This is a genomic window from Mesorhizobium sp. M1365, from assembly GCF_040317865.1.
GTDB lineage: Bacteria > Pseudomonadota > Alphaproteobacteria > Rhizobiales > Rhizobiaceae > Mesorhizobium.
The window spans coordinates 1-22,813 of sequence record NZ_JAMYLG010000060.1 but is presented as its reverse complement, the minus strand read 5'-3'; the positions used below and the strand labels follow the sequence as shown (position 1 = coordinate 22,813).

At 59.8% G+C, this 22,813-nt stretch carries 21 protein-coding genes and 4 pseudogenes; 6 read left to right on the top strand and 19 right to left on the bottom strand.

What is annotated here, in order from left to right; translation table 11 throughout:
* Positions 1 to 214: 214 nt before the first annotated feature.
* On the bottom strand, positions 215 to 874 hold the full coding sequence (locus NKH04_RS31070; protein ID WP_502913465.1) for an IS4 family transposase: 660 nt from the start codon (positions 872 to 874) through the stop codon (positions 215 to 217).
* A gap of 245 nt (positions 875 to 1,119) precedes the next feature.
* Positions 1,120 to 1,746, bottom strand: coding sequence for an IS4/Tn5 family transposase DNA-binding protein (locus tag NKH04_RS33345; protein WP_502913464.1), 627 nt, complete (start codon positions 1,744 to 1,746; stop codon positions 1,120 to 1,122).
* A 161-nt stretch (positions 1,747 to 1,907) separates the two neighbouring features.
* Here NKH04_RS33345 and NKH04_RS31055 point away from each other — a divergent pair, with 161 nt between their 5' ends.
* A complete protein-coding gene (locus NKH04_RS31055) occupies positions 1,908 to 2,090 on the top strand; it encodes a transposase (protein ID WP_353045478.1) in 183 nt (60 codons plus the stop codon).
* Positions 2,091 to 2,170: 80 nt separating this feature from the next.
* Positions 2,171 to 2,731, top strand: a pseudogene (locus NKH04_RS31050) (IS21 family transposase); the annotation flags it as partial.
* A gap of 386 nt (positions 2,732 to 3,117) precedes the next feature.
* Here NKH04_RS31050 and NKH04_RS31045 read toward each other — a convergent pair.
* The 13 genes and pseudogenes from NKH04_RS31045 to NKH04_RS30985 all read right to left on the bottom strand — a co-directional run bounded on the left by NKH04_RS31045 (position 3,118) and on the right by NKH04_RS30985 (position 16,255).
* Positions 3,118 to 4,464 carry an ISNCY family transposase gene (locus tag NKH04_RS31045; protein ID WP_353045477.1) on the bottom strand — a complete coding sequence of 449 codons (1,347 nt, stop codon included), beginning with the start codon at positions 4,462 to 4,464 and terminating at the stop codon, positions 3,118 to 3,120.
* A gap of 237 nt (positions 4,465 to 4,701) precedes the next feature.
* A complete protein-coding gene (locus tag NKH04_RS31040) occupies positions 4,702 to 5,739 on the bottom strand; it encodes an IS110 family RNA-guided transposase (protein WP_352754028.1) in 1,038 nt (345 codons plus the stop codon).
* A 282-nt stretch (positions 5,740 to 6,021) separates the two neighbouring features.
* Positions 6,022 to 6,195: a transposase gene (locus NKH04_RS31035; RefSeq protein WP_353045479.1), complete on the bottom strand. Its 174-nt coding sequence runs from the start codon at positions 6,193 to 6,195 to the stop codon at positions 6,022 to 6,024.
* A complete protein-coding gene (locus NKH04_RS31030) occupies positions 6,176 to 6,322 on the bottom strand; it encodes a hypothetical protein (RefSeq protein ID WP_353045482.1) in 147 nt (48 codons plus the stop codon). The genes NKH04_RS31035 and NKH04_RS31030 overlap by 20 nt, the downstream gene beginning before the upstream one ends.
* Before the next feature lie 57 nt (positions 6,323 to 6,379).
* The gene (locus NKH04_RS31025; protein WP_353045476.1) at positions 6,380 to 8,479 is read right to left on the bottom strand and encodes a prolyl oligopeptidase family serine peptidase; all 2,100 of its coding nucleotides are present in this window, start codon (positions 8,477 to 8,479) and stop codon (positions 6,380 to 6,382) included.
* A 351-nt stretch (positions 8,480 to 8,830) separates the two neighbouring features.
* On the bottom strand, positions 8,831 to 8,974 hold the full coding sequence (locus tag NKH04_RS31020) for a hypothetical protein (RefSeq protein WP_353045481.1): 144 nt from the start codon (positions 8,972 to 8,974) through the stop codon (positions 8,831 to 8,833).
* Between the two features lie 129 nt (positions 8,975 to 9,103).
* Positions 9,104 to 10,108 (bottom strand): ABC transporter ATP-binding protein, encoded by a 1,005-nt coding sequence (locus tag NKH04_RS31015; RefSeq protein WP_353045475.1) that lies wholly within the window; start codon positions 10,106 to 10,108, stop codon positions 9,104 to 9,106.
* On the bottom strand, positions 10,101 to 11,108 hold the full coding sequence (locus tag NKH04_RS31010) for an ABC transporter ATP-binding protein (protein ID WP_353045474.1): 1,008 nt from the start codon (positions 11,106 to 11,108) through the stop codon (positions 10,101 to 10,103). Before NKH04_RS31010 ends, NKH04_RS31015 begins: the two co-directional genes overlap by 8 nt.
* Positions 11,105 to 12,037, bottom strand: a complete 933-nt coding sequence (locus NKH04_RS31005; RefSeq protein WP_353045473.1) for an ABC transporter permease — start codon at positions 12,035 to 12,037, stop codon at positions 11,105 to 11,107. Before NKH04_RS31005 ends, NKH04_RS31010 begins: the two co-directional genes overlap by 4 nt.
* Positions 12,034 to 13,035 (bottom strand): ABC transporter permease, encoded by a 1,002-nt coding sequence (locus NKH04_RS31000; protein WP_353045472.1) that lies wholly within the window; start codon positions 13,033 to 13,035, stop codon positions 12,034 to 12,036. The genes NKH04_RS31005 and NKH04_RS31000 overlap by 4 nt, the downstream gene beginning before the upstream one ends.
* Positions 13,028 to 14,701, bottom strand: a complete 1,674-nt coding sequence (locus NKH04_RS30995) for an ABC transporter substrate-binding protein (RefSeq protein ID WP_353045471.1) — start codon at positions 14,699 to 14,701, stop codon at positions 13,028 to 13,030. Before NKH04_RS30995 ends, NKH04_RS31000 begins: the two co-directional genes overlap by 8 nt.
* Before the next feature lie 458 nt (positions 14,702 to 15,159).
* Positions 15,160 to 15,305, bottom strand: a pseudogene (locus tag NKH04_RS30990) (IS110 family transposase); the annotation flags it as partial.
* A 134-nt stretch (positions 15,306 to 15,439) separates the two neighbouring features.
* On the bottom strand, positions 15,440 to 16,255 hold the full coding sequence (locus NKH04_RS30985; protein WP_353045470.1) for an IclR family transcriptional regulator: 816 nt from the start codon (positions 16,253 to 16,255) through the stop codon (positions 15,440 to 15,442).
* Positions 16,256 to 16,606: 351 nt separating this feature from the next.
* Here NKH04_RS30985 and NKH04_RS30980 point away from each other — a divergent pair.
* From NKH04_RS30980 to NKH04_RS30970, 3 genes and pseudogenes are all read left to right on the top strand, one after another.
* Positions 16,607 to 17,381 (top strand): annotated as a pseudogene (locus NKH04_RS30980) (amino acid ABC transporter ATP-binding protein).
* A gap of 19 nt (positions 17,382 to 17,400) precedes the next feature.
* Positions 17,401 to 18,660, top strand: a complete 1,260-nt coding sequence (locus NKH04_RS30975) for a D-amino acid dehydrogenase (protein WP_353045469.1) — start codon at positions 17,401 to 17,403, stop codon at positions 18,658 to 18,660.
* Between the two features lie 11 nt (positions 18,661 to 18,671).
* Positions 18,672 to 19,031, top strand: coding sequence for a RidA family protein (locus tag NKH04_RS30970; RefSeq protein ID WP_353045468.1), 360 nt, complete (start codon positions 18,672 to 18,674; stop codon positions 19,029 to 19,031).
* A 321-nt stretch (positions 19,032 to 19,352) separates the two neighbouring features.
* Here NKH04_RS30970 and NKH04_RS30965 read toward each other — a convergent pair whose 3' ends face one another.
* A complete protein-coding gene (locus tag NKH04_RS30965) occupies positions 19,353 to 19,547 on the bottom strand; it encodes a transposase (RefSeq protein ID WP_353045467.1) in 195 nt (64 codons plus the stop codon).
* 746 nt (positions 19,548 to 20,293) lie between these two features.
* Here NKH04_RS30965 and NKH04_RS30960 point away from each other — a divergent pair.
* Positions 20,294 to 21,301: a D-alanine--D-alanine ligase family protein gene (locus NKH04_RS30960; RefSeq protein ID WP_353045466.1), complete on the top strand. Its 1,008-nt coding sequence runs from the start codon at positions 20,294 to 20,296 to the stop codon at positions 21,299 to 21,301.
* A gap of 101 nt (positions 21,302 to 21,402) precedes the next feature.
* Here the strand turns inward: NKH04_RS30960 and NKH04_RS30955 are convergent, their stop codons facing one another.
* From NKH04_RS30955 to NKH04_RS30945, 3 genes and pseudogenes are all read right to left on the bottom strand, one after another.
* On the bottom strand, positions 21,403 to 21,615 hold the full coding sequence (locus tag NKH04_RS30955; RefSeq protein WP_353045480.1) for a hypothetical protein: 213 nt from the start codon (positions 21,613 to 21,615) through the stop codon (positions 21,403 to 21,405).
* A gap of 165 nt (positions 21,616 to 21,780) precedes the next feature.
* Positions 21,781 to 22,058, bottom strand: a pseudogene (locus NKH04_RS30950) (IS481 family transposase); the annotation flags it as partial.
* A 567-nt stretch (positions 22,059 to 22,625) separates the two neighbouring features.
* Positions 22,626 to 22,813 (bottom strand): Lrp/AsnC ligand binding domain-containing protein (locus NKH04_RS30945; RefSeq protein ID WP_353045465.1); only part of this gene is annotated, 188 nt, incomplete at its 5' end.

The window sequence follows — 22,813 nt, the reverse complement described above, 5'->3', positions numbered from 1 at the left end:
CAAGCTCCTCGGCTCCTTGCTTCAGTGTCAGTATGTCTCGCTCATCACCTCAAGCCGCGCCAGATGGGGTCAGCTTGGCGCTTACGCTCGTCGCCTCATCCGCAGGATGAACGGCGTCGGCATTCATGGTAGTCCTTGTCATGGCGTATTCTCCTGTCCGGCGCTGCAAGGCCGGATGATTCGAGGTTGAACACCCCGGAGACTACGGCAACTCCTAATTCCAACCACTCCCGCGACGGCACCGCGTCGCCCTCAGAGTCCTCTGATTGGGGTCGTTTGTATCCCAACGGTGACGCTTTCGATTACCCACATCGTCGGCTTGATCCAATGGAGATGCCGAGGCGATGTCGTGCAAGCGGGTCCTCCCGCGCCAGATGACCATGTTGCCGGGAGGCGGATCATGTTTGCGGGCGAGATAGCCGCCAAGCATGGCGATTTGCAGTAGGTAAGCGGCGAGCGTGGGCCGTTGGAGGCGTGGTCGCGTTCGGGGCGCGTCGATCCGGTTGAGCGCAGTGATCTCGGCGAAGGTGAGAACGCTGTCGGGCGCGGCGTCTGGCTTGGCGCGCGCCGACATTGTGACGAAGAATATGCGCCAGCTGACCACCGCGATGAGAGCGAGGAACTTCGCCAGCCTCTCGGCGGTCTCGAGCCTCGCCTCCTCGGCACGGCAGCCGGACTTCATGACCTTATGGAACACCTCCGCCTTCCAGCGCAGGGCATACCAGCCGAGCTTCTCAACCGCCGCGGAGAGATCGCCGACCGGCAAGTTGGTCACCAGCTTCCAGTCGATCGGCTCGCGGCCGGGCGGCGGATCCTCTTCGAGGGCGTGGATGTAGGTCAGAACCTGCGGACTGTAGGGCTTCTGCTTGCCCACGGGGCGGCAAGGTTTTGATGGCGGCGAACTTCACCTGCAGGCAGGTCGTCTCGTCCTGATCGACCGTAATGCGATGACGTCCTGCCCAAGGCGCCGCCGCAAGTTGGGCGAAGACGCGATGAGCAGGATCGTGCGGGGCAGCATCGGCAGGCCGCTCGGCCAGCCTGTTCGTCTGCACCCGCACGAGGAAGCTGGTGCCAAGGTCCTGCGCGGTGCAATAGAGCTCGTCGATGTCGCTCTCTCGGTCACCAACATGCACGCAGCGCTCGGCTGCGCCAACGAGCGCGATGGACTGGCGCAGGTTCTCCAGCCAGCGGTAGCTCTCCTTCGTCTCGATCGGCACGCGCGTGGGATTGATGTGCCGCTTGAGCGCGAGCGTTCCCTTGAATTTCGTTCGTGTCCAGAACTTCACCGCCGTCAGACCGAGGGGCGTGCCGGTGAGGGTGACGGCCAGGCTCGAATGCATCAGCACCCCGCACAAAGTCAGCACGTTGGGCTGCCCGGCCTTGTAGCGCCCGGCGTTGATGGTCTTGGTGAACCGATTTTACCCGGCTGCGCGCGGCTGTCGATAAATTCGGTCGTGTCCTGCAGGATAAGGATCGGACTTCGCTCGCCGCAATTCGCGCCGCGGTCGCGGCGAAATGGCCGGCGAGAACGCTATGTTCGGTCACAGGCGGGTTGTCAAAGAAGCGGTAGGCCGCCTTCGCCGCCGCCCAGTCGCCGCAGGCCGCCGGGATTGGCTTGCCCGGCGCAGCTGACATCTGATCCAGCAACCGTCGCAGCCGACGGCCCAGACGCTTGTCGGGAAGGGCCGCCGCAGAAAGCTCTTCCTCCTGCCAAGCGGCTTCGCTGCTGCCGTTCTTGTCTCGCATCCGTGACGCCTCCGTGATTCGGCGTCACGGACAGAATCACGGCAGATTCATACGGGGCAATAGGCCCGCCGACGATGTGGGTAATCGGAAGCCGGTGACGGCCGCCTTGCTGAGGTAGGCTGAAAGCTGCAAGTCCTAGTGGTAGCACTAGGAACAGTCCTATGACGAAGCAGCATGTGGAGGTCATCACGTCCGTCGAGCGCCGCCGACGGTGGCCTCGGGAACAGAAGGAGCGGCTGGTCGCGGCGTGTCTGGAGCCGGGTGCCAGCGTATCGGAGATCGCCCGCTCGGCGGGCATCCATGCCGGTCAGTTGTTCATGAGCGACGATTTCAGACGATCATGAGCACCTTTTCGGAGGTGCGGACGCTTCGGCCGACAACTTAGCCTGTCTACAGGATGCCTCGTTCAAAACGAGGAAGCCTGATGCCAACCCAGAGATTGTCGATGCGCCGGATCAGAGACGTTTTACGTCCAACGCATGTCCAGGGCCTGACCGAGCGCTCCATCGCGCACACGCTCGGGGTGAGCAATGGCGTCGTGCATGGTTATCTGCGGCGCGCCCGTCTTGCCGGGCGAGCTGGCCGCTGCCCGAGGGATGGATGACGAAGGCCTCGAGCTGCTGCTCTTCCCAGCGCCGAAGGCGGCGTCGCAAAGCCCCCGCCGCCCGGCCCGATTGAAGCTATGTGGAGAAGGAGTTGCGCCGGCGCGGCATAACGCGGGTGCTGCTATCGGAAGAGTATCGTGCCGCCAATCCCGACGGCTTTGGCTAAACCTGGTTTTGCACGACCTTCGAGGCCTGGAAGGGCGCGCGCGCCCAACGATGCGCCAGACGCATCTCGGCGGCGAGAAGGTGTTCGTCGATTTCGCCGGCGACACCGTCGACGTCTTCGACCCCTCACCGGCGAAGCGCGTCCCATGAAGCAGTTCGTCGCAGAGATGGGCGCTTCGAACTATACCTACGCCGAGGCGTGCCCGAGTGATAGTCACCCGAACATATTATCGCCAGGTCGGGACCTTTCCTAAAAATCAACAGGATGACTGGCCAGATAAACCTTCACACTAGGTCAGGATCATGCCGAGGGCACCGCTCGCAGAAGGCGCCGCAGATGTGCTTCCTCGACATTCGGCCCGATCCGGATCCTCTTCCCGGCGATCTCGGCCTCAACTAGCCTTAGCCTAGTTTCCGTCCACAAACGCCCATTTTGGTGAGCGTTTACAGAGGTTTGCCGCAGGAAGAAACGTCGTTTGCGGTACCGGGCCGACGCGAAGTCCAGTGGATCGCGCCAGAAAGAACTCGCCGAACGGAAGTTAGTCATGGCTATGGAGCCGGCGCCTGCCGGCGGGCTGCTGACCCGCGCAATGGCTCGACGTCAGGTCGGCTTGAGGCGCGTGAAGACGACGAGATTGTAAGCCACGACCGAGGACCAGACGTAGCTCTTGAAGTGATCAAGGCCGCGCCAGGTGCAGCGCGCCAAACCGTAAGCGCGCTTGAGGCATGAGATGTCGGCCTCGATGCCGGCACGGAAGTTACGCAGCTTGCGATAGACCCAATTGCTTCTGACCATGTCTTCGATCCTGAGGCCGGCTTTCTTGTGGAATGCCATGTCGCGGACGCCCAAGGTCAAGGCTGTAGCCAGATTGTCGCGACTGGCAAAGCCGCCGTCGGCCGCCGCCTGCCGCGGCGCTTGACCCCAGATGCCGATGTGGCGTTCCAGCATCGGCAGCAATCGATCGCTGTCGCGCGGATTGCCCGCCTCGATCACCAGATCGAGGATCATGCCGCTCCTGCCGGTGGTCAGGTTGAGCTTGTGGCCGTATTCGGTGTCGCGGCTGCCCTTGACGATGATATCGGCATGGGGCTCGAACAGGCTGGCCAGCTTGTCGCTGGCCGGCACCAACTCGCCGGCCAACACCCGCCGCTCACTCTGTGTGATGATGCGTTCGATCAGCGGCCGATAGTGGCAGACCTGGGCCTGCCACAGTTCGATGAGCGGACTGCCCGCCGCGACCAACCGCTCGGTCGCTTGCTGCAGGTATGCCAATGTCGCGCGGGTGATTGCGATCAGTTCCCGGTAGAGTTGGAACCGATTTGGTCGACCGCGTGTGAACTGGATCTTGCGGGCACGCCTCTTAGCCGCCCGACAATGATCATGCCATGGTGAGCGGGCACCACCGGTCAACACATCGGCCTGCTTCAGAAGGCGCACCATGACGCGCACGGCATCCCAAAGCAGGCTGCTGTCGCTCGGCTCATGCATAAGTGCCGAGGTCACGGTGCTGTCCAGCCGCACGACCGCGCCATCTTCGAGCTTCGCCTGCCGAGCGCCCGACAGCAGTGCCCGATTGATCTGCTCCCAGGTCTCGGGCCGGATCGCACTGATCGTCTTTTGCAGCACCGACTTCTGCGGGCTCCATGACCACGGCAGCCGCGCAAAGGCGCGGAACGAGGCGGAGTCCTCGAGATGGAACGCCAGTTCCTGATAGCTCAGTTGCCGGTATTGCTTCAGCAGCGCACAGCGCAGCACCGCTTCGGCGGGCAGGCCTTGCCGTCCGGTGGCCTTGACACAGACCCGAACCAGATCGCGGGCCACCAAACCAAGTAGATCGCAATGCTCATCCAGCCATTGCGACATCGCCTTCAACTCGTGGCCGATCTCGTGTGTGGCGAAAAGATCGAATATGCTGGCTTCTCTATTCGGCGGCTTGAGGTCAAGCACTTTCGAGCTTTCCGCTTCGCCGGCATGACGTCTTTCGCGGGTCTTGCTTCTCTTCGGGATCGGCGCCTTGGCCCTCCCAGTATGGGGAATCCGCAGAACGAGGTGGAACAATCTTGGACGCGTCCTGATGTACAATCGGCACCGCCAGCATAGCGAACTCACCTCATCCATCGTCCCGCGAAGGACGTTTTTCCACCGGCAAGTGGAACTTTGTTGTCTCCTTCTTAACGGCCCAGTTCAGACGGCGACCGGTGTGCTTTCCTTTGTCCAGCGGAACCGTGTGCCATCGCTCCACATGCGATGCATGATCACCGCTAGTCTACGGGCGAGCGCAACGATGGCCCGCTGCCGACCACGCCGCTTGGCGACGTTCATCGCCCAGGCCTTCAGCCAGGACCACTTCGTCACGCGCGTCAGTAGGACCTGCGCGGCTTCGTAGAGCAGCGTTCGCATCATATCGTCACCGCATAACGAGATCCGGCCGACCCGGCGGCTTTCGCCCGACTCATGGAGCACAGGTGTCAGACCCAAAACCGGTCCGACCGCTTTCGAATTGTGGAAGCGGGCAGGAATGTCGATGGTGGTGGTATAGGCCAGAGCCACGACCGGGCCTACACCTGGTGTCGTCATCAGTCGGCGGCAAACTTCATCATCCCGGACGATCGCCAGAAGCTTGCGGTGAAGGGTGGCAAAGTGCTGGCGCAGCTTGCCGCGAGCGTCGAGAAGCGGTTCGACGATTTCGGCCAGATCAGGCATGCCTTCAACCAGTTCGTGGATGCGTTGCTCGAATTTGACCGTACCGACGATGCCGACCTTGAGCCCGAAGTTGCGCAGCAGCCCGCGGATGTCGTTCTCGATGGCAATCGCCTTTTCCTGCAGCAGCTTGCGCGCCGTCAGCAACGCCCGACGCTTCTGGTTCGTCAGGGTCTTAACATGCACCGGGCGGAACAGGTTGACCCGCATCATCTGTGCGATGCCGCGCGCGTCATTGCGGTCGGTCTTGTTCACCTGCGCCTTCAGGAATGCCTTGGTGTGACGCGTCTCAATGCAGATCAACGGCAGGCCGGCTTTGGCAAGGCCCTCGAACAGCCATTGCGATAAGGGCCCGGCTTCAAGACCGATCCGCTCAAAGTTCCAGGCAGGATCCTTGAGCACCCGCGCAAGATCCTCCGGATGGCTGGGAACTTTCATCTCGCGGCAAACCGTGCCTGTTTCGTCGACGATACACACCGCCGTCTCTTTCACCGAGACGTCCAATCCTGCATGATGTTTCATGCTGCGCTTCCTTTCCTGATGCTTGTGGCTGTTTCGGACAGACCACGTTCTACCATCAGCTCGAAGCTCAGCACCTCCATGCCGCTCCGCCAAGATGGGGCGCAAGCCGAATACCCCATCTTGGACGGTGCGTTCTTGGCGCATTGTCGGCTCCGGCGGTTGCAGATTGTACTTTGGAATCAGTGGCATGAGACCAAAGTGTACCTGAAACCGCCGGGCCTTGCCCGCGCAAAGTCACGATTTAGGCAATAAAATCAACAGTTTGACGTTTGTGGACGGAAACTAGCCTAGACACGTCAATCGCGCTGCGGCTGCAGGCAACTCGTCTATGCGCCGCTCAGCCGAGTTCTTTCCCACTGCGATCGACCGCCAGCCGAACAGTGGGGGTGGACTGATCCCGATCTCTTGGGCCAAGGCTGAGACGTTCGCTCCTTGCTCAAAGCGCGTGGCCACCATCGTCCGTAACGGATCGGACCAGCGCCGACGTTGAAATTGGCGCACCTTCAACCGGCTTGAGATTGACGGCATCGTCATGCGAGTCGGCCGGGGAAACGACGCCGAGGCGGATGTCGCTGTCATCCATGCGCTTAAGCCAACGTCGTGATCGGACCGTCCGTCACGATTTGTAGTGAGAATCAACTCAACTCGTTGATCGTCGGAACTGGTCGACAATCCAGGCGATACGAAACGCTGCTTCCTCGGCCACGCCCGGCCCGTGTGAAGCGCCACTGTGGCCGCCTACCGTCCGCGTTCGGAAGACAAGCTCGGGATCGCGATCGGCGGAGCATGACCGACGCTGCGCCACGTAGCGAGCGGGCTGGAAGTGGAGCACCTGGCCGTCATCAATCGCGTTGTCGACATAAGTCGGCGGAAGCGGGCGATCTACGCTGAGATTGTAGTAGGGGTCGTAGCTGCGCAGATACCGATACTCGTCGGCGATGTGGGGATCGCCGTACTCGGCCGTTTCCTGTATGGCATACGGCATCGTGAAGTCCATCTCGGTATCGAGGATGTCGGCGAGGGGAACCTCAGCAAGCACGGCGCGGAACAAGTCGGGGCGCAAGTCGGCCGCAGCAAGCACGGTACCCCCGCCAGCGCTCGCTCCCTCAATCACGATGCCGTCGCGGGTAGCGAATCCCTGCTCAACGACAGCCTCGGCAGCGGCAATCAGATCTGTGTGGGTAACACGTTTTCTATCGCGGATGGCAGCCTCATGCCATGCACGTCCGAGCTCGGCGCCCCCTCGTACATGCACGATGCCGAAAGCAACGCCGCGATCGAGCAGGCTCAGACGCTTCGTCATGGATGAGGGCCAAGGGAAAAACGAGGGCCATCTCGATTTTCCGTAACAGCCGTACGCATTCAACAACACCGGCCCAGGGCTCTTTCGATCACGGCGTGCGATCAACGAGATCGGGACCTGCACCCCGTCTTCCGCTTCCGCCATGACAACCGTCGCTACGTATTGAGCCGCGTCAAACCCGGGAATGCGGACCTGATGCAGCACTGCCGATCGGTCGTTGCCGAGATCATGACCAAGTAAGGTGCCAGGCGTCACGAACGAGCTCACCGAGTAAGTCAGCTTCGAGCTTCGGAACGGATGTCTCGCGACCGAGTAGCGACCGCCTGCCGACAAGCCGACAGTGAGAGTGCAGCTCGGCTCGTCGGGAACGACCATGGCCTCGATCCGCCCGCTTCCGTCACGTGACACGAGGCGAGGACGAAGACCTTCTCGTTCCAGGAGAACCAGGTGCTGTTCGAGCACGTGGACCTCCTCGAGCGTCACGCCTGCCCGATGCGGAACGACCTCCTCCCAGCGCGACGGCAAGGGGTCATCCATAGGCGCCCGCACGAGCCGCCCGTACGAACCAGCGTCATCGACTAGGAACAGGAACTTGTCTTGCCAGTGCTCGGCAACGATCTGGTAACCAAATTCACGCGTCACCAAACGGCGCCACGCAACACCCGGCTGGTCGGCGGGAAGGCACCACACCTCCACCGCCCCTCGATGAACGCCCTTTACATCGAGAAACAACCAGGCACCGCTATCGGAGCGCCTTATCCCGACGTTTAGTCGCTCGTCCGCCTCCTCGAAGACCACCTCAGAGACCCCAGCAGCGACGTCCAGACGGATAAGCTGATAACATTGTCGCCGAAGGTCAGGCCGCTCCCGCGTAAAAAAAAGGGTATGACCATCCGCGGTCCAAGCTAACATCACAGCCTGCATCGAGCCCTGCCACGCGTCCTGATCGCTCTCCATGTCCCGCACCCTGAGCTCGTAATTTTCATTGCCAATGACGTCGAAGCTGAAGGCCAGGTAACGCCCGTCATCACTCGGCTCGAAGACGCCGAGGGAGTAGAAGACCTCGGCCCCGGGAATTGCGTTCGGGTCGAGGACAAGCTCGTCCCTGCCTCCGGCCACCGGCCGACGCCACCACGCCGGATGAGGCAGTCCCGGCTGATGTCTTTGAAAGTACTCGAAGGGCCCAACTTGGAACGGTGGCGAGGCGCCCTCGTAAGGTTGACGCGCTTCGATCTCGGCGACGAGCTCCGCCTTGAGCTCTGTCAGGTGAGCCGTCGCTTGCTGCGCGTAGCTATTCTCGGCTTCCAGATAGGCGCGGACCTCCGGATTCTCCCGATCGCGAAGCCAGCCATACCGGTCAATCGTGACTTCGTCATGAAGCACCCGGATCCGTGCTTCGGCACGAGGAAGAGGTGGCAGAAGCCGCTTGTCTCCCATCAGACTGCTCTCACGTGAAAAACAAGAGCAAGGTTCCCTGCGACAGTCCGCGAACCACTTAGTTTGTGCATTGACTTCCTCCCAGACAACAGCGTCCAAACCGCTCAGCAATCCATGCTTGAGATTGCCAGCATCTTTCTCTTTCCGATTTCGGCAGTGTTGCGTTCGGCGCGCCGTATTGCGTGTTGTCAGACGGAGACAAAGTACGCATCCAAAGCATTCATGCGGTTCTCAGCCATCCCTCTTGGAGCTCGCGGCAACTCCCTTGCCTTTCCACTGTTCCATACTTGCAAGGTCACCTCGGGATGACAAGTATAGAATAAAGATACCAGCTATCGAGATTCTCGATGATCAATGCTCACCTATGGCAAGGCAGGCCGATGGCGGTGCATATATCTGGAAACTATTTGATCCAGACATTGCAGCTTTCAGGCTGTCGGTGCTGGCAAAGTGCCCTGTTGGAGACAGCGGCTGGTCCGGATCGAGAAACAGCATTCCACCAGGTTTAGCCAAGAAGCGCTTATCGGGGTGAAGCTCAGATGCCAATGCGGCCGAGCGATTCGCCGCCTGTCCAGTAGGTCCCAAAACACCTTGTAGCCAACTTCAGCCGTTGCAACAAAGCCGTCAGCATTCACTTCGCCAGCACGCTGACAAGTGCTGCGGCCCGACTTCGATAGCCGGCGGCTCCTCTTTCCGGCAGCGGTCGAACGCCAACGGGCAGCGTGGATGGAAGCGACAGCCCTTCGGCACGCGGGCGGCACTTGGAACCTCACCTTGCAGAGCCGGCGACTCGGCGCGACCTGCATTGCCGCCAATCTGCGGCGTGGCATTACGCAACGCGACGGTATACGGATGGCGGGGGTTAAATGTGATCTCGTCGGCGCTAGCGATCTCGACCAATTTTCCAAGATACAACACGGCAATCCTGTCGGCGATCAACCAGGCGAGCGGCAGGTCGTGGGTGATGAACAGCAGCGCCATATTGTGCTTGTCGCGCAAGTCCACTAGCACCTGAAGAATCTGTGCGCGTATAGAGACATCAAGCATGGACACAGGTTCGTCGGCAACGATCAGTTCCGGCTTTACGGCGAGCGCTCCGGCAATTACGACGCGCTGGCGCTGCCCTCCAGATAATTCGTGTGGAAAGCGAGAGAAGAAATCATTGGGAGGATTGAGGCCGGCCGCCGCAAGCGCTTCGCTGACTCGCTCCGTGAGTTGGACATGGTTCTCGACCAGCCGCAGGGAGCGCAATGGCTCTGCCACGATGTCGAAGACGGTATGTCGCGGATTGAGTGCCTGATAAGCGTCCTGGAAGATCATCTGCACGCGATGCCGGTAAGGACGCAGGGCCGAGGAGCCTTGAACCGACGTCATGTCGCGGCCTTCGAACAGCATTCTGCCGCCGGTCGGCTGGGCAAGCTTGGTGATCACGCGGCCCACCGTGGTTTTGCCGCTCCCCGATTCCCCGACCAGGGCGACGATCTCACCCCGTCCGACGTCCAGGTCGATCCCGTCCACCGCGCGCACAGCGCCAGCAGGTCGGCCCAGGACACGGTCGAACAGCCCGCCCTGGATAGGAAAATGGACCTGCAAGCTCTCCAAACGCAGGGTATCGGCGGTGTCAGGCATGAGCTGCGACCTTGGCTTCTTGCGAGGACCGGTGAAGGTGACAAGCGACGCGTCCCCGCCCTAACTTATCGAGACTGGGGACTTTGGTCGCACAAACCCCCATGGCCGACGGGCAACGCGGATGGAAGGCGCAGCCTGACGGCCGGTTCATCAAGTTGGGGGGATCACCGGGGATGGGCCGGATAATCTTTTTGCCGTTCGCCGGGTTCGGGATCGAGTCGATCAGCAGGCGGGTGTAGGGATGTTTGGGCTGGGCGAAGATCTCGGCGACAGTGCCATCCTCGACGATCCGGCCCGCGTACATGATCATCACGCGATCACAACACTCAGCCACCACAGAAAGATCGTGGGTGATCAAAATGAGGGCAAGGCTAAGCCGTGATCGCAACTCACCCAGAAGCTTCAGAATTTGAGCCTGTGTGATGACGTCGAGCGCCGTGGTCGGCTCATCGCCGATGATGATTGAGGGGCGACATGCGAGTGCCATCGCAATCATCACCCTTTGGCGCATACCGCCCGACAACTCGTGGGGATAGGCGGAACCGCGATCCGCCGGAATGCCGACAAGTCCGAGCAGTTCCTTTGCTCGGGCGATTGCGTCAGCTTTCGGCATCCCGAGCTTCAGCATGCATGGCTCGGCGATCTGCTTGATGATGCGGTGAACAGGATTGAGCGCATTCATCGCGCCCTGGAAGACAACGGACGTTTCGCTCCAGCGATGTGGCCGCATCGCAGCGTCGTCGTCGACCGGCAGTCGCTCTCCGCGATAACGCACCTCGCCGCTGCTGACCCGCGCGTTGGGCGATAGCAAACCCGCGATCGCCATCGCAGTCGTGGTCTTCCCGCTGCCGGATTCTCCGACGAGGCCAACGGCCTCTCCGGCCCGGAGCACGAAGCTTACGCTGTCGATCGCGCGCGATGAAACGCCCTTGACCCCATAGTCGACAGAGAGCCCGTCGACTTCCAGAAGCGGTGCCTTGTCGTGGAAGGAGTTTGTCATGGAATAACCCTCCGCCGTGGATTGAACGTGTCGTCGAGGGCATTGCCAATCAGGACGAAGCTAAGCGAAACCGTGAGGACGCACACGCCCGGTGCGCCGAGATACCACCAGGCTCCAGCACTGGCAGCACCGGCGCGCTGGGCGAGCGAAAGCAAAGTGCCCCATGAAGGCTGCAACGGATCGCCAAGCCCCAGGAACGAGAGCGATGTCTCGACATAGATTGCGCCAGCGACGACCAGAGCTCCGTTCGCTGCGATTTGCGGCACGAGATTGGGCAGGATGTGCCGCACCATAATGCTGAAATTGCTGCTGCCCGCAACGCGCGCACGATCAATGAATGTTCGCTCCTTAAGCGACAGTGTCTGGCTGCGTACGACACGGGCGACGAACGCCCAGCTTGTCATGCCGATAACGACAATGATCACGAGAAGAGAAGGACGGAAGCCGAGGATTTCGCCGCCGCGCCCCATCACCTCGAGAACCACGGGTGTGATGACCAGCGCCAGCACGAAGGACGGCATAACAAAAAAGAAGTCCGTCAAGCGCATCAGCCAGACGTCAACCCTGCCACCATAGTAGCCAGCCGCCATACCGATCGTAGTCCCGACGACGAGGCTGATCACAGTCGCCAGCAGCGCAATCGTAAGCGAGATCCGGGCACCATGGACGACCAGATTGAGCACGTCCCGCCCGACTTCGTCCGTGCCGAGCAGATGCTCGCCTGATGGGGGTACGAGGAAATCGCCGGTTGCATTGATCGCAGTCTGGAGCGGTCCAACCAGAATATTGGGGACCGCTGCCACAGCGAGGAAGAATACCAGACACAACAGGCCAAGCCGAGCACCGCCATGGCCAAGAAACTGGCCTAGAAAGGCATTGATAGCACGCGCCCGGCCTCGCGGGGAATACCGAACTGTACGCTCATTCATTGTCGGACCCTCGGATCAAGAAGGCCGTAAGCAAGATCGGCTACGAGATTTGCGAGAACAATCGAGGCACCGAGCAACAGGAATACTCCTTGAAGGACTGGGTAGTCCCGTGCATTGAGCGCCTCCACCGTCAGGCCGCCGATCCCCGGCCAGGCGAAGACAGCTTCAACAGTGATGGCACCGGCAACCACGTAACCGAGATTGAGGGTAATCAAGGTTACGACAGGCAGCATCGCATTACGAAATGCATGACGCATGAGCATCTGACCATTGGTGAGTCCCTTAGCCCGCGCAGTTACCATGTAATCCTCGGTCACGACGTCACTCATCGCGGCACGAGCGACCACGACATATTGGCCGATGAGTCCAAGAGCCACCGCGGTGACCGGAAGCGCGAGATGCCGCAAGTAATCGAGCAACGAATCAAGGGAGCCTGTGCTCACGCCGGGTGAATATGCACCATAGCCCGGAAGCCAGCCGAATTTCGTACTGAAGATCACCACAAGGAGCATGCCGAGCCAGAACGACGGGGTAGAGTAGAGCGCCAGGGAGGCTCCCGTGGCGATATGGTCGACGGCTCCTCCTCGGCGCCAGCCCGCATAGAGGCCAAGCATCACCCCAACAACGATTGCAATTACCTGAGCAACTCCGACCAGGGCGATGGTTGCCGGTAAGCGCTCCAAAATCAGGTCAGCGACATGCCTGCCCCTGAACTTGAAGCTGTAACCCAAATCGCCCCGGATAGTTGCCGACAGATAGTCGATCGCCTGGTCCGGGAACAGTGGCCGGTCGAGACCCCAGTTCTGGCGCTGCGCTTCCATCTGCTCGGCGGTCAAGCTGATGCGGGCTCCGCCAAGCAGAAGGTCGGCAGGATCGCCTGGAATGACCCTGAATAGGATAAAGTTCAGCGTCGCCACCATCACCAGCGTGATGATGGCCCTGATTAGGATGCGCCAAATGTGTTGGCTCGTCCGGCCTCCCACTCCAGTGCTAGCCATTCTGTGGCTTCAAGCGATCGAGCGGAAAGTAGCCCCACTGCGAGATAGCGTCCTGCGACCCCCAGCCCTCGAAGCAATCCTTCCGATGGGCTTCAAGCACCAAGGGGTAGCTCAGCATAATGTAAGGAGCTTCAGTGTAGATTAGACGCGCCGCCCGATCGACCAGTTCCTGACTCTTCTTGAGGTCGACAGTGACATCCACCTCCGAAAGGTACCTGTCAAACTTCTCGTTGGTCCAATACGATCTGTTTTGCAGGCCGATGGCGTTGCTGCTCCCCATGATAAGCAAGTCATGAGGCGAGGTACTCAACCAATTGCTGGCGATAACCAGATCCCAGCCACCGCCGCCCTTCGCTGGAGATGCGACTCGGGCGTTGAGCGCTCCGGAGTCGAGTTGGGTCACCGATACGGGAATGCCAATTTGTCCCAACCAGCCAGCAACAAGCTGCACGGCTGCGATAGGAATCTCGTTCACACCCGAAGCCTTTCCTGTGATCAGCTCAAGCTGGAAGTTGTTTCCGTCCTTGTCCTCCCGGACACCATCGCCATTCGTGTCCCTGTAGCCAGCAGCATCGAGCCGGCGGCCCGCCTCGGCAAGATCGAAGTGGCGCATGATGTCCGCCAAATCCGAGTAGTAGTCGGTCGCCACAGGCATGACCAGCCCGACACCCGGGTCGGCGTGGCCGCGCATAGCGCGATCAACGATGGTCTTCTGGTCGATCGCGTAGCCGATCGCATCGCGAAACGCCGGATCCTGCAGGGCCTTGGTGCTGCCTGCCCCGTCCCCCGACGCGGTGTTGAACGCCAGATAATCCCGCTGCTCGACGCGCGATTCACCGACCACGATGTCGGGGTCCTTCGAGAGGTCGGCCCACTGGGCAGCCGTCACGCCGCCATAGTCAAGACTGCCGCTCTTCAAACCCTGGGCAATTGGATCTTGCGTGGTGAAGAGGTAGTTAATCATGCCGGCCGTTTTTGGCTGCCCTGTGCGGAAATACGGATTTGGCGCGAAGCGCACAAACTGAGCTTGCTGAAACTCCGCAACGATCATAGGCCCAGTCCCCACCAGCGGCGGGTCGTTTTGGAAAGTGCTGCGCGCATCCGAGTAGCTGATGTCCTTCCAAATGTGCTCGGGGATTATTAGAAGGTAGTTGTCAATTGGCCAGCGCGTAGGAGCCTTGGTCACGATCTGCAAAGTCTCGTCATCAATGGCCGAAACGGATGCAATTTGTTCCATGCCGCTCGTGCTGTTTTGGCCAATGCTCAGTTCGTCTGGCTTGCCTATGGAGCCAAGCAGATAGTTATAAGTGAACGCGGCGTCTCTGGCGGTGGCGGGTTGGCCGTCCGACCACTTCATGTCGGGCCATATCTTGAATATCCAGGTGAGGCTGTCATCAGCAACGGACCAGGTCTTCGCGAACCCCTTCCGGTCGGAGTGGCGTTGGGCGTCAACGCCGACCAGGAAATCATAAGTGAAAACTAGGGGCCAGAACGAACTCCAGGTGGCGAATGGATTCAGGGAATCGGGAGCGCCCATTGATCCGACGCGCACAATATGATCTTTGCAAGATGAGGCGAACGCCCTTGAGTTCATGACCCAAGGTGCCGCCGATCCCACCAGCAGCGCCTTGACGATCGCACGGCGACTGATTGACCACTCGTTCATTCTGTCCTCCCTAAAGCTCTGTCACGCCGCAATCCCTAGCCTTTACTGCAACGCGCAGCTGCTGCCCCACTTGAGCATTAGAGTTGATGACGTGACGGTTCCCCATTTTTTTCTGAGATTTAGATTTGCGTGGCAGGTTTGGAATTGGCAAATACAAAATCGATATTACTGTCATCTAGGAGTTAGATGGTGATTGCCGCTCATGGTGATGTTACGGTAACGGCTTGTGAGGGGCTACCGCGATAGACGCACGTGCTAACCTCGTGCCAGTCAGCTACAAGCGCCATCGCTTCCCACCTCGGATCATCGCCCATGCCTTCGCGAGCGGCTTGCGGAAAACCTCCCACGGCACCAGCGCGTTCAGCTTCTCCAGACCAGGGATCGCCCGCCTCGCTCAACCGCACATAGCGCTCGTCAATGTCCCAGAACCCCGCCTTTCCCCGCATCCGAAGCCCTCCCGCAGTTGCGGCGATCGCACTGGCTGTGATTGGACCGATTCCGGGGATCGTCTCCAGACGCAGGCTCTTTTCATTCGGGCGGTGCGAGGAATGAATCTGACATCCAGTTCACGGACCTTCTCATGCACCAACCGTAGCTGCTCGACAAAGGGGACAATCGGGCAACCAGCTACGACGCAACCTGAAGGCCCGCAGCTCAAGTCGCAAGTTCGGGGTGATGATCTCTCGGCCGGGATGACGCAGCGCCAGTCCTCTCGAATCCGGAGCTATGTTGTGAGGTCTACTGAGAAAGCCCCGACTCCGAGTCCGACCGTAGCTTGGCGAGATTATGAACTCCCATCGGCCAAGGGATGACGCGGAGAGTATCGCTCAAACGCTGTGCCGCATGTAGCATGGCCGGACGCATCGTTTCCGCCTTCGTGGCAATCTCCTCGGACAGCATGATAAGGCTGATGGCGGCGATGCATGCGCTAGTGCTGTTCCTTACGGGTACAGCCATGACGCTGATATGGCGGTCGATCAGGCCATGGCCGATGGCGAAGCCTTTACTTCTGGCATCTTCGATCTGCGACACCAAGGCCTCAATGTCGGGCGTCTCGCTATCCGGAGCGAAGTGCGTGGCCGGAATATTCGCGCTCAAACGATCCGTCGGCACTCCGTCGAGCAGGACGCGGGCGGACACGGTGGTCGGCAAGGGAAAACGCCGACCCATCATTGGCTGCAAGTAGCTGTGCTCCGTACCCTTTACGGCGAGAACAACAAGCTGTTGCCAATTGTCGACCACGTTCAGCTCGGCGGCCTGCCCAGTCTCTTCCACGAGCTGCAGAAGGACTTCGTTTGCTGTCTGCTCGAAATGGGTGTGACACCGATATGCGAGCCCCAAAAGACCACTCTTGTGACCGAGGGTTATTGTTCCGTTCGGGGACTGCTCGAGCCATCCTCGTGCCAGCAATTGGTCTACGAGGGTATAGACGGTTGATCTCGGCACGCCCATGGCGCTTGCTAGCCTGTTTCGTGAGTATGGCGTTTCCGCCTCAAAGAGCTTCTCAAGAATATCAAGTAAGCGATCGGTTCCCCGAACTCGTTCGGATGTCATTACGGCAAATCCATTTTAGTTGACGCAGCGTTCCCAATAAGGTACAAACTCTCTTACAGGAGATTATGTCTCCTGTAAAGGACATTTGGGGGGGGAGAACTAACGATTGGTTTGAGGCACTGGCGGTCTCGTTTTCTATGCTTGCAACTATGGCGACGAGCGGTTTCGCCCAGGAGCAGAAGGGAAAGCTCGAGGAAATCCTGGCGCGCGGCGAGCTGGTGGTTGGCACAGGGAGCCTACATGAACGCCGAATTCTACGTCGTTGCCGGTATGATCTATCTCAGCATCAACTTCACACTCGAATGGATTGGCAAGACGGTCGAGCGGCGTCTCAGATTTTGGATACTTCCCATGAGCAGTACTATTCTTGAAATTCGGAAAGCTTCAGAAGAGTTTCGGCGCGATAAATGTCCTGAAAACCGTCGACCTGGACGTCAAAGCGGGCGAAGTCGTTTCCATCATCGGATCAAGCGGATCTGGCAAGACCACCCTGTTGCGCTGCGTGAACCTGCTGGAGTCCTTCCAGGGCGGCAGCATCCTCCTAGACGGCCAGCCCATCGGCACGAAAAGGATGGGCGCCGGAAGGCCGTCTCAGAGCGCCAGCGAGCGCATCAGCGGTCGATGACGGGCATGGCCTTCCAACAGTTCAACTTGTTCCCTCACCTCACGGCACGAGGAAACATTACACTGGGACTTCTCAAGACACTGGGAAAGTCAAAGGCCGAAGCCAATCAGACTACTGACTACTGCTGGAACGCGTCGGCATGTCGAACCACGCCGACAAGTATCCGTCGCACTTGTCCGGGGGCAACAGCAGCGCGTCGCCATTGCCCGGGCCGTAGCGATGCGCCCCACGCTGATGCTGTTCGACGAGGTCACCTCCGCGCTCGACCCCGAACTCGTCGGCGAGGTTCTCAACGTTATGAAGGATCTCGCATCCGACGGGATGACCATGCTGCTTGTCACCCACGAAATGCGCTTCGCGTACGAAGCCTCCAATCGTGTCGTGTTCATGGATAAGGGTGTAATAGCGGAGTCCGGGGATCCCCGTGAGATGTTCCGCGCTCCTAAGACCACGCGATTAGCCGAGTTCCTCCGAAATTCGTCATTCAGCTTTCCTGAATAGCACTCACAGGAACCAAAAAATGCGCGTCATAGTATTAGGCTCCGGCGTGATCGGGGTGACGACGGCGTTCGCCCTGGCGAAGGCAGGGAACGACGTAACGGTCATCGAACGCGAAACCGGACCCGCGCTCGGCACGAGCTACGGAAACGCATCGCAAATATCGCCGGCGCTCTCGTCACCATGGTCTTCACCGGGGATCGCTCAAAAGGCATTGGGCTGGATGGCGCAGCGCTTCCCCCCGCTTGTGCTCGGGAGCATGCCCGACGCGGCAATGCTGCGTTTTCTTGGCGGAATGCTGAATTGTGCGAACCCCCAAAAGTACGCCAAATCCAAGCATGCGATGGTCGCGCTCGGGGAATACAGCCGTGACCTCATGATCGAACTGAGAGCCCGACACCCTTTCGACTATGCAGGGCGGAGCGCTGGGACTACTATCCTCTTCCGGACGGAGAAGCAGCGCGAAGGATACCGCAGCGAACTGACGATCCTCGAAAAAATGAATGTGCCGGGCCGCCTGGTCAGCATTGACGAGCTGCGCGGTCTCGAACCCAATGTCGCTATCTCCAGCGCCGGGATCGTTGGCGCGGCTCACCTGCCGGGAGACGAGACTGGAGATTGCTTTCTGTTCACGAACAGGCTTGTGGAGTTGTCCGCCCGTATGGGTGTGCGGTTCTTCAACGGCATCGCTATCACGGGCTTCATAAAGAAGGACTCTAAGATCTCCGCCGTTCGGACGACGCAGGGTGAGATAGAGGCGGACCTTGTCGTCTCGTGCCTTGGAGCGTGGTCAAGCGGGGTCCTCGGTCAACTTGGTGTACGAATTCCCGTGTATCCTCTGAAAGGGTACTCGCTCACGATCAAAGCGGACAGCGATGCCGTCGGTCCTCGGTCCACCGTCGGTGACGAGACATACAAGATCGGCATCACTAACCTCATGGATCGGATCCGGGTGGGCGGGACAGCTGAACTCGCCGGGTACGACCTATCCCGCAAGGAGAAGCGGTACCGCGGACTGTCCTACGTCGTGCGGAACCTTTTTCCGAACATTTCCCAAGAGGCTGTCGCATCTGCAGAACGCTGGAGCGGACTTCGTCCGATGACACCGGATGGCCCTCCGCTTATCGGACGGATCGCCTGCGACAACCTCTTCATCAATGCTGGCCATGGCACACTGGGTTGGACCATGGCACGCGGAGCAGCGCAACTGACCGCCGATCTGATCGCCGGACGGTCGACAGCGATCGATGCTTCTCCTTTTTCCCCAACCCGTTATCAATGAAAGGTCCATTCATGATCCAACGGTTGCAGCCTGGCGCGAGAATGAGCCAGATCGTCACTTATCCTGCCAACAGCCGGTTCGTAGTCATCTCCGGACAGGTTCCGGACGACCGCACGCTCGACGTACCCGGCCAGACCGCAGATGTGCTTGCAAAGGTCGACAGGCTTCTTGCTGAAGCCGGAACCGACAAAAGCCGTGTCACTCACGCCTATATCTGGCTTCGCGATATCGCCGATTTCGATCTCATGAACAGCTCGTGGGACAAGTGGGTATCCCCCGGCAACGCACCCGCACGCGCTTGCGTCGAAGCGCGGATTGCGGCGCCGGATATCCGCGTCGAGATTCAGGTTTTTGCTCTGGCCGACGCATAAGTCCCGGAATGCGATAGGCGCCTCCACCACAAGCGGTCTCGAACTGGAGATCGACGCGCTCGTCGATCTCCAGCATCCAGGCGTCGGCTGGTCGATCGCAGTCAGAACATACAGTTGCTCGAATACCCTCGCAGAAGGAACCCTATTATGTGCAAGCCCAATCAACTGAAAGCAAGGCTTCTCGCAGGCGAGACGGCCTACGGCTGCTGGATCGGTAGCGGTTTACCGTCAACGCCGAAGTCCTCGGGCATGTGGGGTCCGATTTCGAACACGGAGTGGGCGATACCCGCGATATCGTCGAAATGCTCTGTGCCATCGAAACTACCTCGACGCCCGCGATCGTGCGCGTCCCGTGGAACGACCATTTCTTGAAGCGGGTATCCTCGCCAAGCTTTGCCAGCTTGCCCGCCGAGCGGCGATCTCCGATACGCTGGCGTTCGGCTCCAGACACGCCGCAACCAGCCGTTCCTTCTCTTCACGAGACCACCGTCGGCGGCGCTCAACGGACGTGATCATGCTGCTTCGTCATAGGACTGTTCCTAGTGCTACCACCAAGACTTGGAGCCTTCAGCCTACCTCAGCAAGGCGGCCGTCACCGATTGAGCGCTTCCCCACCTCGGGCAGCATCATGGGACTGACAGGCTCAGCCGCTCGATCGTCGGAGTTGGTCGAGCACCCAGGCCATGCGAAACGCTGCTTCCTCGGCCACGCCCGGCCCGTGCGAAGCGCCACTGTGGCCGCCTACCGTCCGCGTACGAAAGACAAGCTCGGGGTCCCGATCAGCGGCGCAGGACCTACGCTGTGCCACGTAGCGAGCGGGCTGATAATAGAGCACCTGGCCGTCGTCGAGCGGCGTCGACGTACGTCGGCGGAAGTGGCCGATCGGCACTGAGGTTGTAGTACGGGTCGTAGCCGCGCAGTTACCGATACTCGTCGGCGATGTGGGATCTCCGTACTCCGCCGTTTCAGCTAGAGCACGTCCTGTGATCGATGAATCGATTGTGATGTGACGGCTGCGTTTTGTGTGATTCACATCCGCCTCGATGGAGGTGACGATGGGAAGAGCATTGAGCGGGGATCTTCGGTCGCGGGTCTTGAAGGCTTCGGACGAGGGCATGTCGGCGCGGCAAGCGGCGGCGCGCCTTCTTCGCACATTTCTTGGTGGCACGCCGATTGCTGCGGATTCCGTGTAGCGGGCGCGGACGCAGACGGAGTGTTCCGCTCGATCCAATAACAGAAGGCAATATCAAAGGAGTACCTCAATGCGGGTAGCCATCGTGCGGAATAGCGAATTTGGAGGCGTCATCAACCGCTTCGGACAGCCTTATCCAGGGTCTCCACACCCTTGGCCCTCTAATGGATACTACGAAAGAGTGGTAGCGGCAGTGAAAGAGGGCGGTCACGAGACACTGTTGTGCGAAGGCGACAAAGGACTGCTCAATACGCTCGAGCGGTTCATGCCACCCGATCTGCAAGCCCGCCCCTCAGGAATCGTTTTCAATTTGGCAGAGGGTATTCAGGGCGAATACCGCTTCACCCACGTCCCGGCAATGCTCGAGATGGCGGGCGTTCCATACACCGGGTCGGGCCCACTCGGGCATGGGCTAACGGACGATAAGGTGATCAGCAAGAGGCTCATGCGTAGTTGCGGCGTGCCGACGGCGAAGTTTTGCATCATGCGCCTCGGCACCGAGAGCACCGGCGACCTGCGATTCCCGGTGGTAGTGAAGCCGCGTCGCGAAGATAACAGCTTCGGTTTGCAGCTTGTACACGAGCCCGCTCAGCTGAGGCAGGCAGTGGAAATGATTGTCACGCAATATGGACAGGATGCGCTCGTAGAGGAATACATCGATGGGCGCGAAATCCATGTTGCGCTGCTGGGAAACGGAGAACCCGAGGTGTTGCCTTTGGCGGAAATCGACTTCGGCGAATGTGAAACTGGTCTTTTGACGTGGGCGGGGAAGTACCTGCCGGCTGAAAAGCTGCCGACAATTTGCCCGGCGAAAATCGAGAGTAGCCTTGCGACCTTGCTAGGGGAAATTTCGGTTGCGACCTTTCGTGCTTGCCAGTGCCGGGACTACGCCCGGCTCGACGTCCGGATCGACCGCTCCGGCCGTCCCTTTGTCCTGGAGATCAACTCAATGCCGGGGCTCAGTATGCACTCCTCCTGGGTCCTTGCCGCGATCGCTGCTGGACACAGCTACTCGAGCCTTATCAATCGCATCCTTCGTATCGCTCACGCGCGATATTTCGGAAATGACGTCCGCTAGGCCGAACACGCATCGAGCCGCCGCCGCCCGCTTTTCAGCAGCGGCCGCCGATCGCATCTGTCGCCGGCGGATTGTCGAGTATCTTGCCGGTGTTGTCGGCGCTATTGCGTTAAGCAATGCGCCGAGGCACCTTTCCCGAGATCCTGTTTATGGTTAGGTCGCTTTTTTAAAGGCGCGCCGGCGCCGATCACTCCGGGTCTAAGGGTGACGTAGTGGAGTTCGCGCAGCGCGGGGATGACGACGGAGATATCTTTGTAGGCCTCGTGCTCGATGAAGTGCGCGGTCTCGGGCCCCGGCCTGGTCTTGCCGAGCACGGGCCTGCCCTTTTTGTCGACGCAGTAGATCAGGATCGGCAGCAGCAGGCCGTGATTGGGGTTGTTGAGGTCGAGTAGCCGTTTCCAGTGCGTATTCCGACGAAGCCGGCCATCGATTCCGATTTGAAGCCGGCCATTTTTCGGACTGATCCTGGGTCTCGTTGATGTTTGGAGGCCAGCCAGCTCAGAGCCGATCCGGCCGAGCTTCTTGATATCGAGATGGATGAGCTCGCCGGGATGTCGCGCGCATAGCGGCGCACCGGCTCGACCGGTGCCAGGTCTTTCAGCCGCGACAGGCCGGCGCGTGCCAGCACCCGGCTCACCGTCGCCTCCGACACGCCGGTTTGCATAGCGATGTGCTTGCCGGTCAGGCGCTGTCGGCGCAGCGCCACGATCGCATCCGCCACCGCGGCTTCCGTTCGCCTCGGGCTTGTCTTGGGCCGCTGACCTGCCAAATGGTGGCTCAAACTGCGCTCGTTGACGTCAACTTCGAGAAGATCTGCCACATCGGCTAAGAAGGCATGGGTAGCTTTTGCCAGCCTGGCGATCGTCTCCTGCGCTTCAGGAAAATCCGTTGGCCACTTGGGGTCTACCCCTATTTTTGGTTCTGTTGCCATATCCATTGACTTCACTATTGGAGTGCTTGCTTTGTATGCATGCGACCCCTTGTGACATGGATGTGACATGGCACAAACCTTACAAACACGAGGTGCCCTAAACCTCTGAAAAAATTGGTGGGCGGTTCAGGATCCGTCTCGCCGCGGCTGTGCTTGGCCAAGTGTAGACGGATGAAAGACGAAGCTTCGATCCTTCTCCCGCAGTTGCTCGGTTCCCAGATTGCTCAAACGCATCGTCCCTCTCCTCGCTATCCCTCGGCTGGGAACACTCGGCCAGCCGCGTGAAACCAGCATAGTGGCAAACATGTCTCGGGTTTCGCGGGAATGCACACTTTTAGCCGACGAAAGCACGGAATCGGCACCAATTGCCGTGGAAACCAAGGCTTCGGGAGTTTACCGTTGTCTCAGTGCGGACAAGGGGATCGGTGAATTGGATTTCACTGGTTTCGTCACGACAAGGCTGTAGTATTGCTCGATACCCAGCCCTGCCTGCAGCAATTCCTCCATGAAATCCTGATACGCAGCCATGGAAGGAGATGAAACGCGCATCAAATAGTCGATCCGCCCCCCGATAGCCCAGC

Coding starts and splice junctions, on each gene's coding strand:
- NKH04_RS33345 (WP_502913464.1), bottom strand. CDS start 1,746: ATGCGAGACAAGAACGGCAGCAGCGAAGCCGCTTGGCAGGAGGAAGAG.
- NKH04_RS31055 (WP_353045478.1), top strand. CDS start 1,908: ATGACGAAGCAGCATGTGGAGGTCATCACGTCCGTCGAGCGCCGCCGA.
- NKH04_RS31040 (WP_352754028.1), bottom strand. CDS start 5,739: ATGAAACATCATGCAGGATTGGACGTCTCGGTGAAAGAGACGGCGGTG.
- NKH04_RS31035 (WP_353045479.1), bottom strand. CDS start 6,195: ATGGTGGCCACGCGCTTTGAGCAAGGAGCGAACGTCTCAGCCTTGGCC.
- NKH04_RS31030 (WP_353045482.1), bottom strand. CDS start 6,322: ATGGATGACAGCGACATCCGCCTCGGCGTCGTTTCCCCGGCCGACTCG.
- NKH04_RS31025 (WP_353045476.1), bottom strand. CDS start 8,479: ATGGGAGACAAGCGGCTTCTGCCACCTCTTCCTCGTGCCGAAGCACGG.
- NKH04_RS31020 (WP_353045481.1), bottom strand. CDS start 8,974: ATGCTGTTTCTCGATCCGGACCAGCCGCTGTCTCCAACAGGGCACTTT.
- NKH04_RS31015 (WP_353045475.1), bottom strand. CDS start 10,108: ATGCCTGACACCGCCGATACCCTGCGTTTGGAGAGCTTGCAGGTCCAT.
- NKH04_RS31010 (WP_353045474.1), bottom strand. CDS start 11,108: ATGACAAACTCCTTCCACGACAAGGCACCGCTTCTGGAAGTCGACGGG.
- NKH04_RS31005 (WP_353045473.1), bottom strand. CDS start 12,037: ATGAATGAGCGTACAGTTCGGTATTCCCCGCGAGGCCGGGCGCGTGCT.
- NKH04_RS31000 (WP_353045472.1), bottom strand. CDS start 13,035: ATGGCTAGCACTGGAGTGGGAGGCCGGACGAGCCAACACATTTGGCGC.
- NKH04_RS30995 (WP_353045471.1), bottom strand. CDS start 14,701: ATGAACGAGTGGTCAATCAGTCGCCGTGCGATCGTCAAGGCGCTGCTG.
- NKH04_RS30985 (WP_353045470.1), bottom strand. CDS start 16,255: ATGACATCCGAACGAGTTCGGGGAACCGATCGCTTACTTGATATTCTT.
- NKH04_RS30975 (WP_353045469.1), top strand. CDS start 17,401: ATGCGCGTCATAGTATTAGGCTCCGGCGTGATCGGGGTGACGACGGCG.
- NKH04_RS30970 (WP_353045468.1), top strand. CDS start 18,672: ATGATCCAACGGTTGCAGCCTGGCGCGAGAATGAGCCAGATCGTCACT.
- NKH04_RS30965 (WP_353045467.1), bottom strand. CDS start 19,547: ATGATCACGTCCGTTGAGCGCCGCCGACGGTGGTCTCGTGAAGAGAAG.
- NKH04_RS30960 (WP_353045466.1), top strand. CDS start 20,294: ATGCGGGTAGCCATCGTGCGGAATAGCGAATTTGGAGGCGTCATCAAC.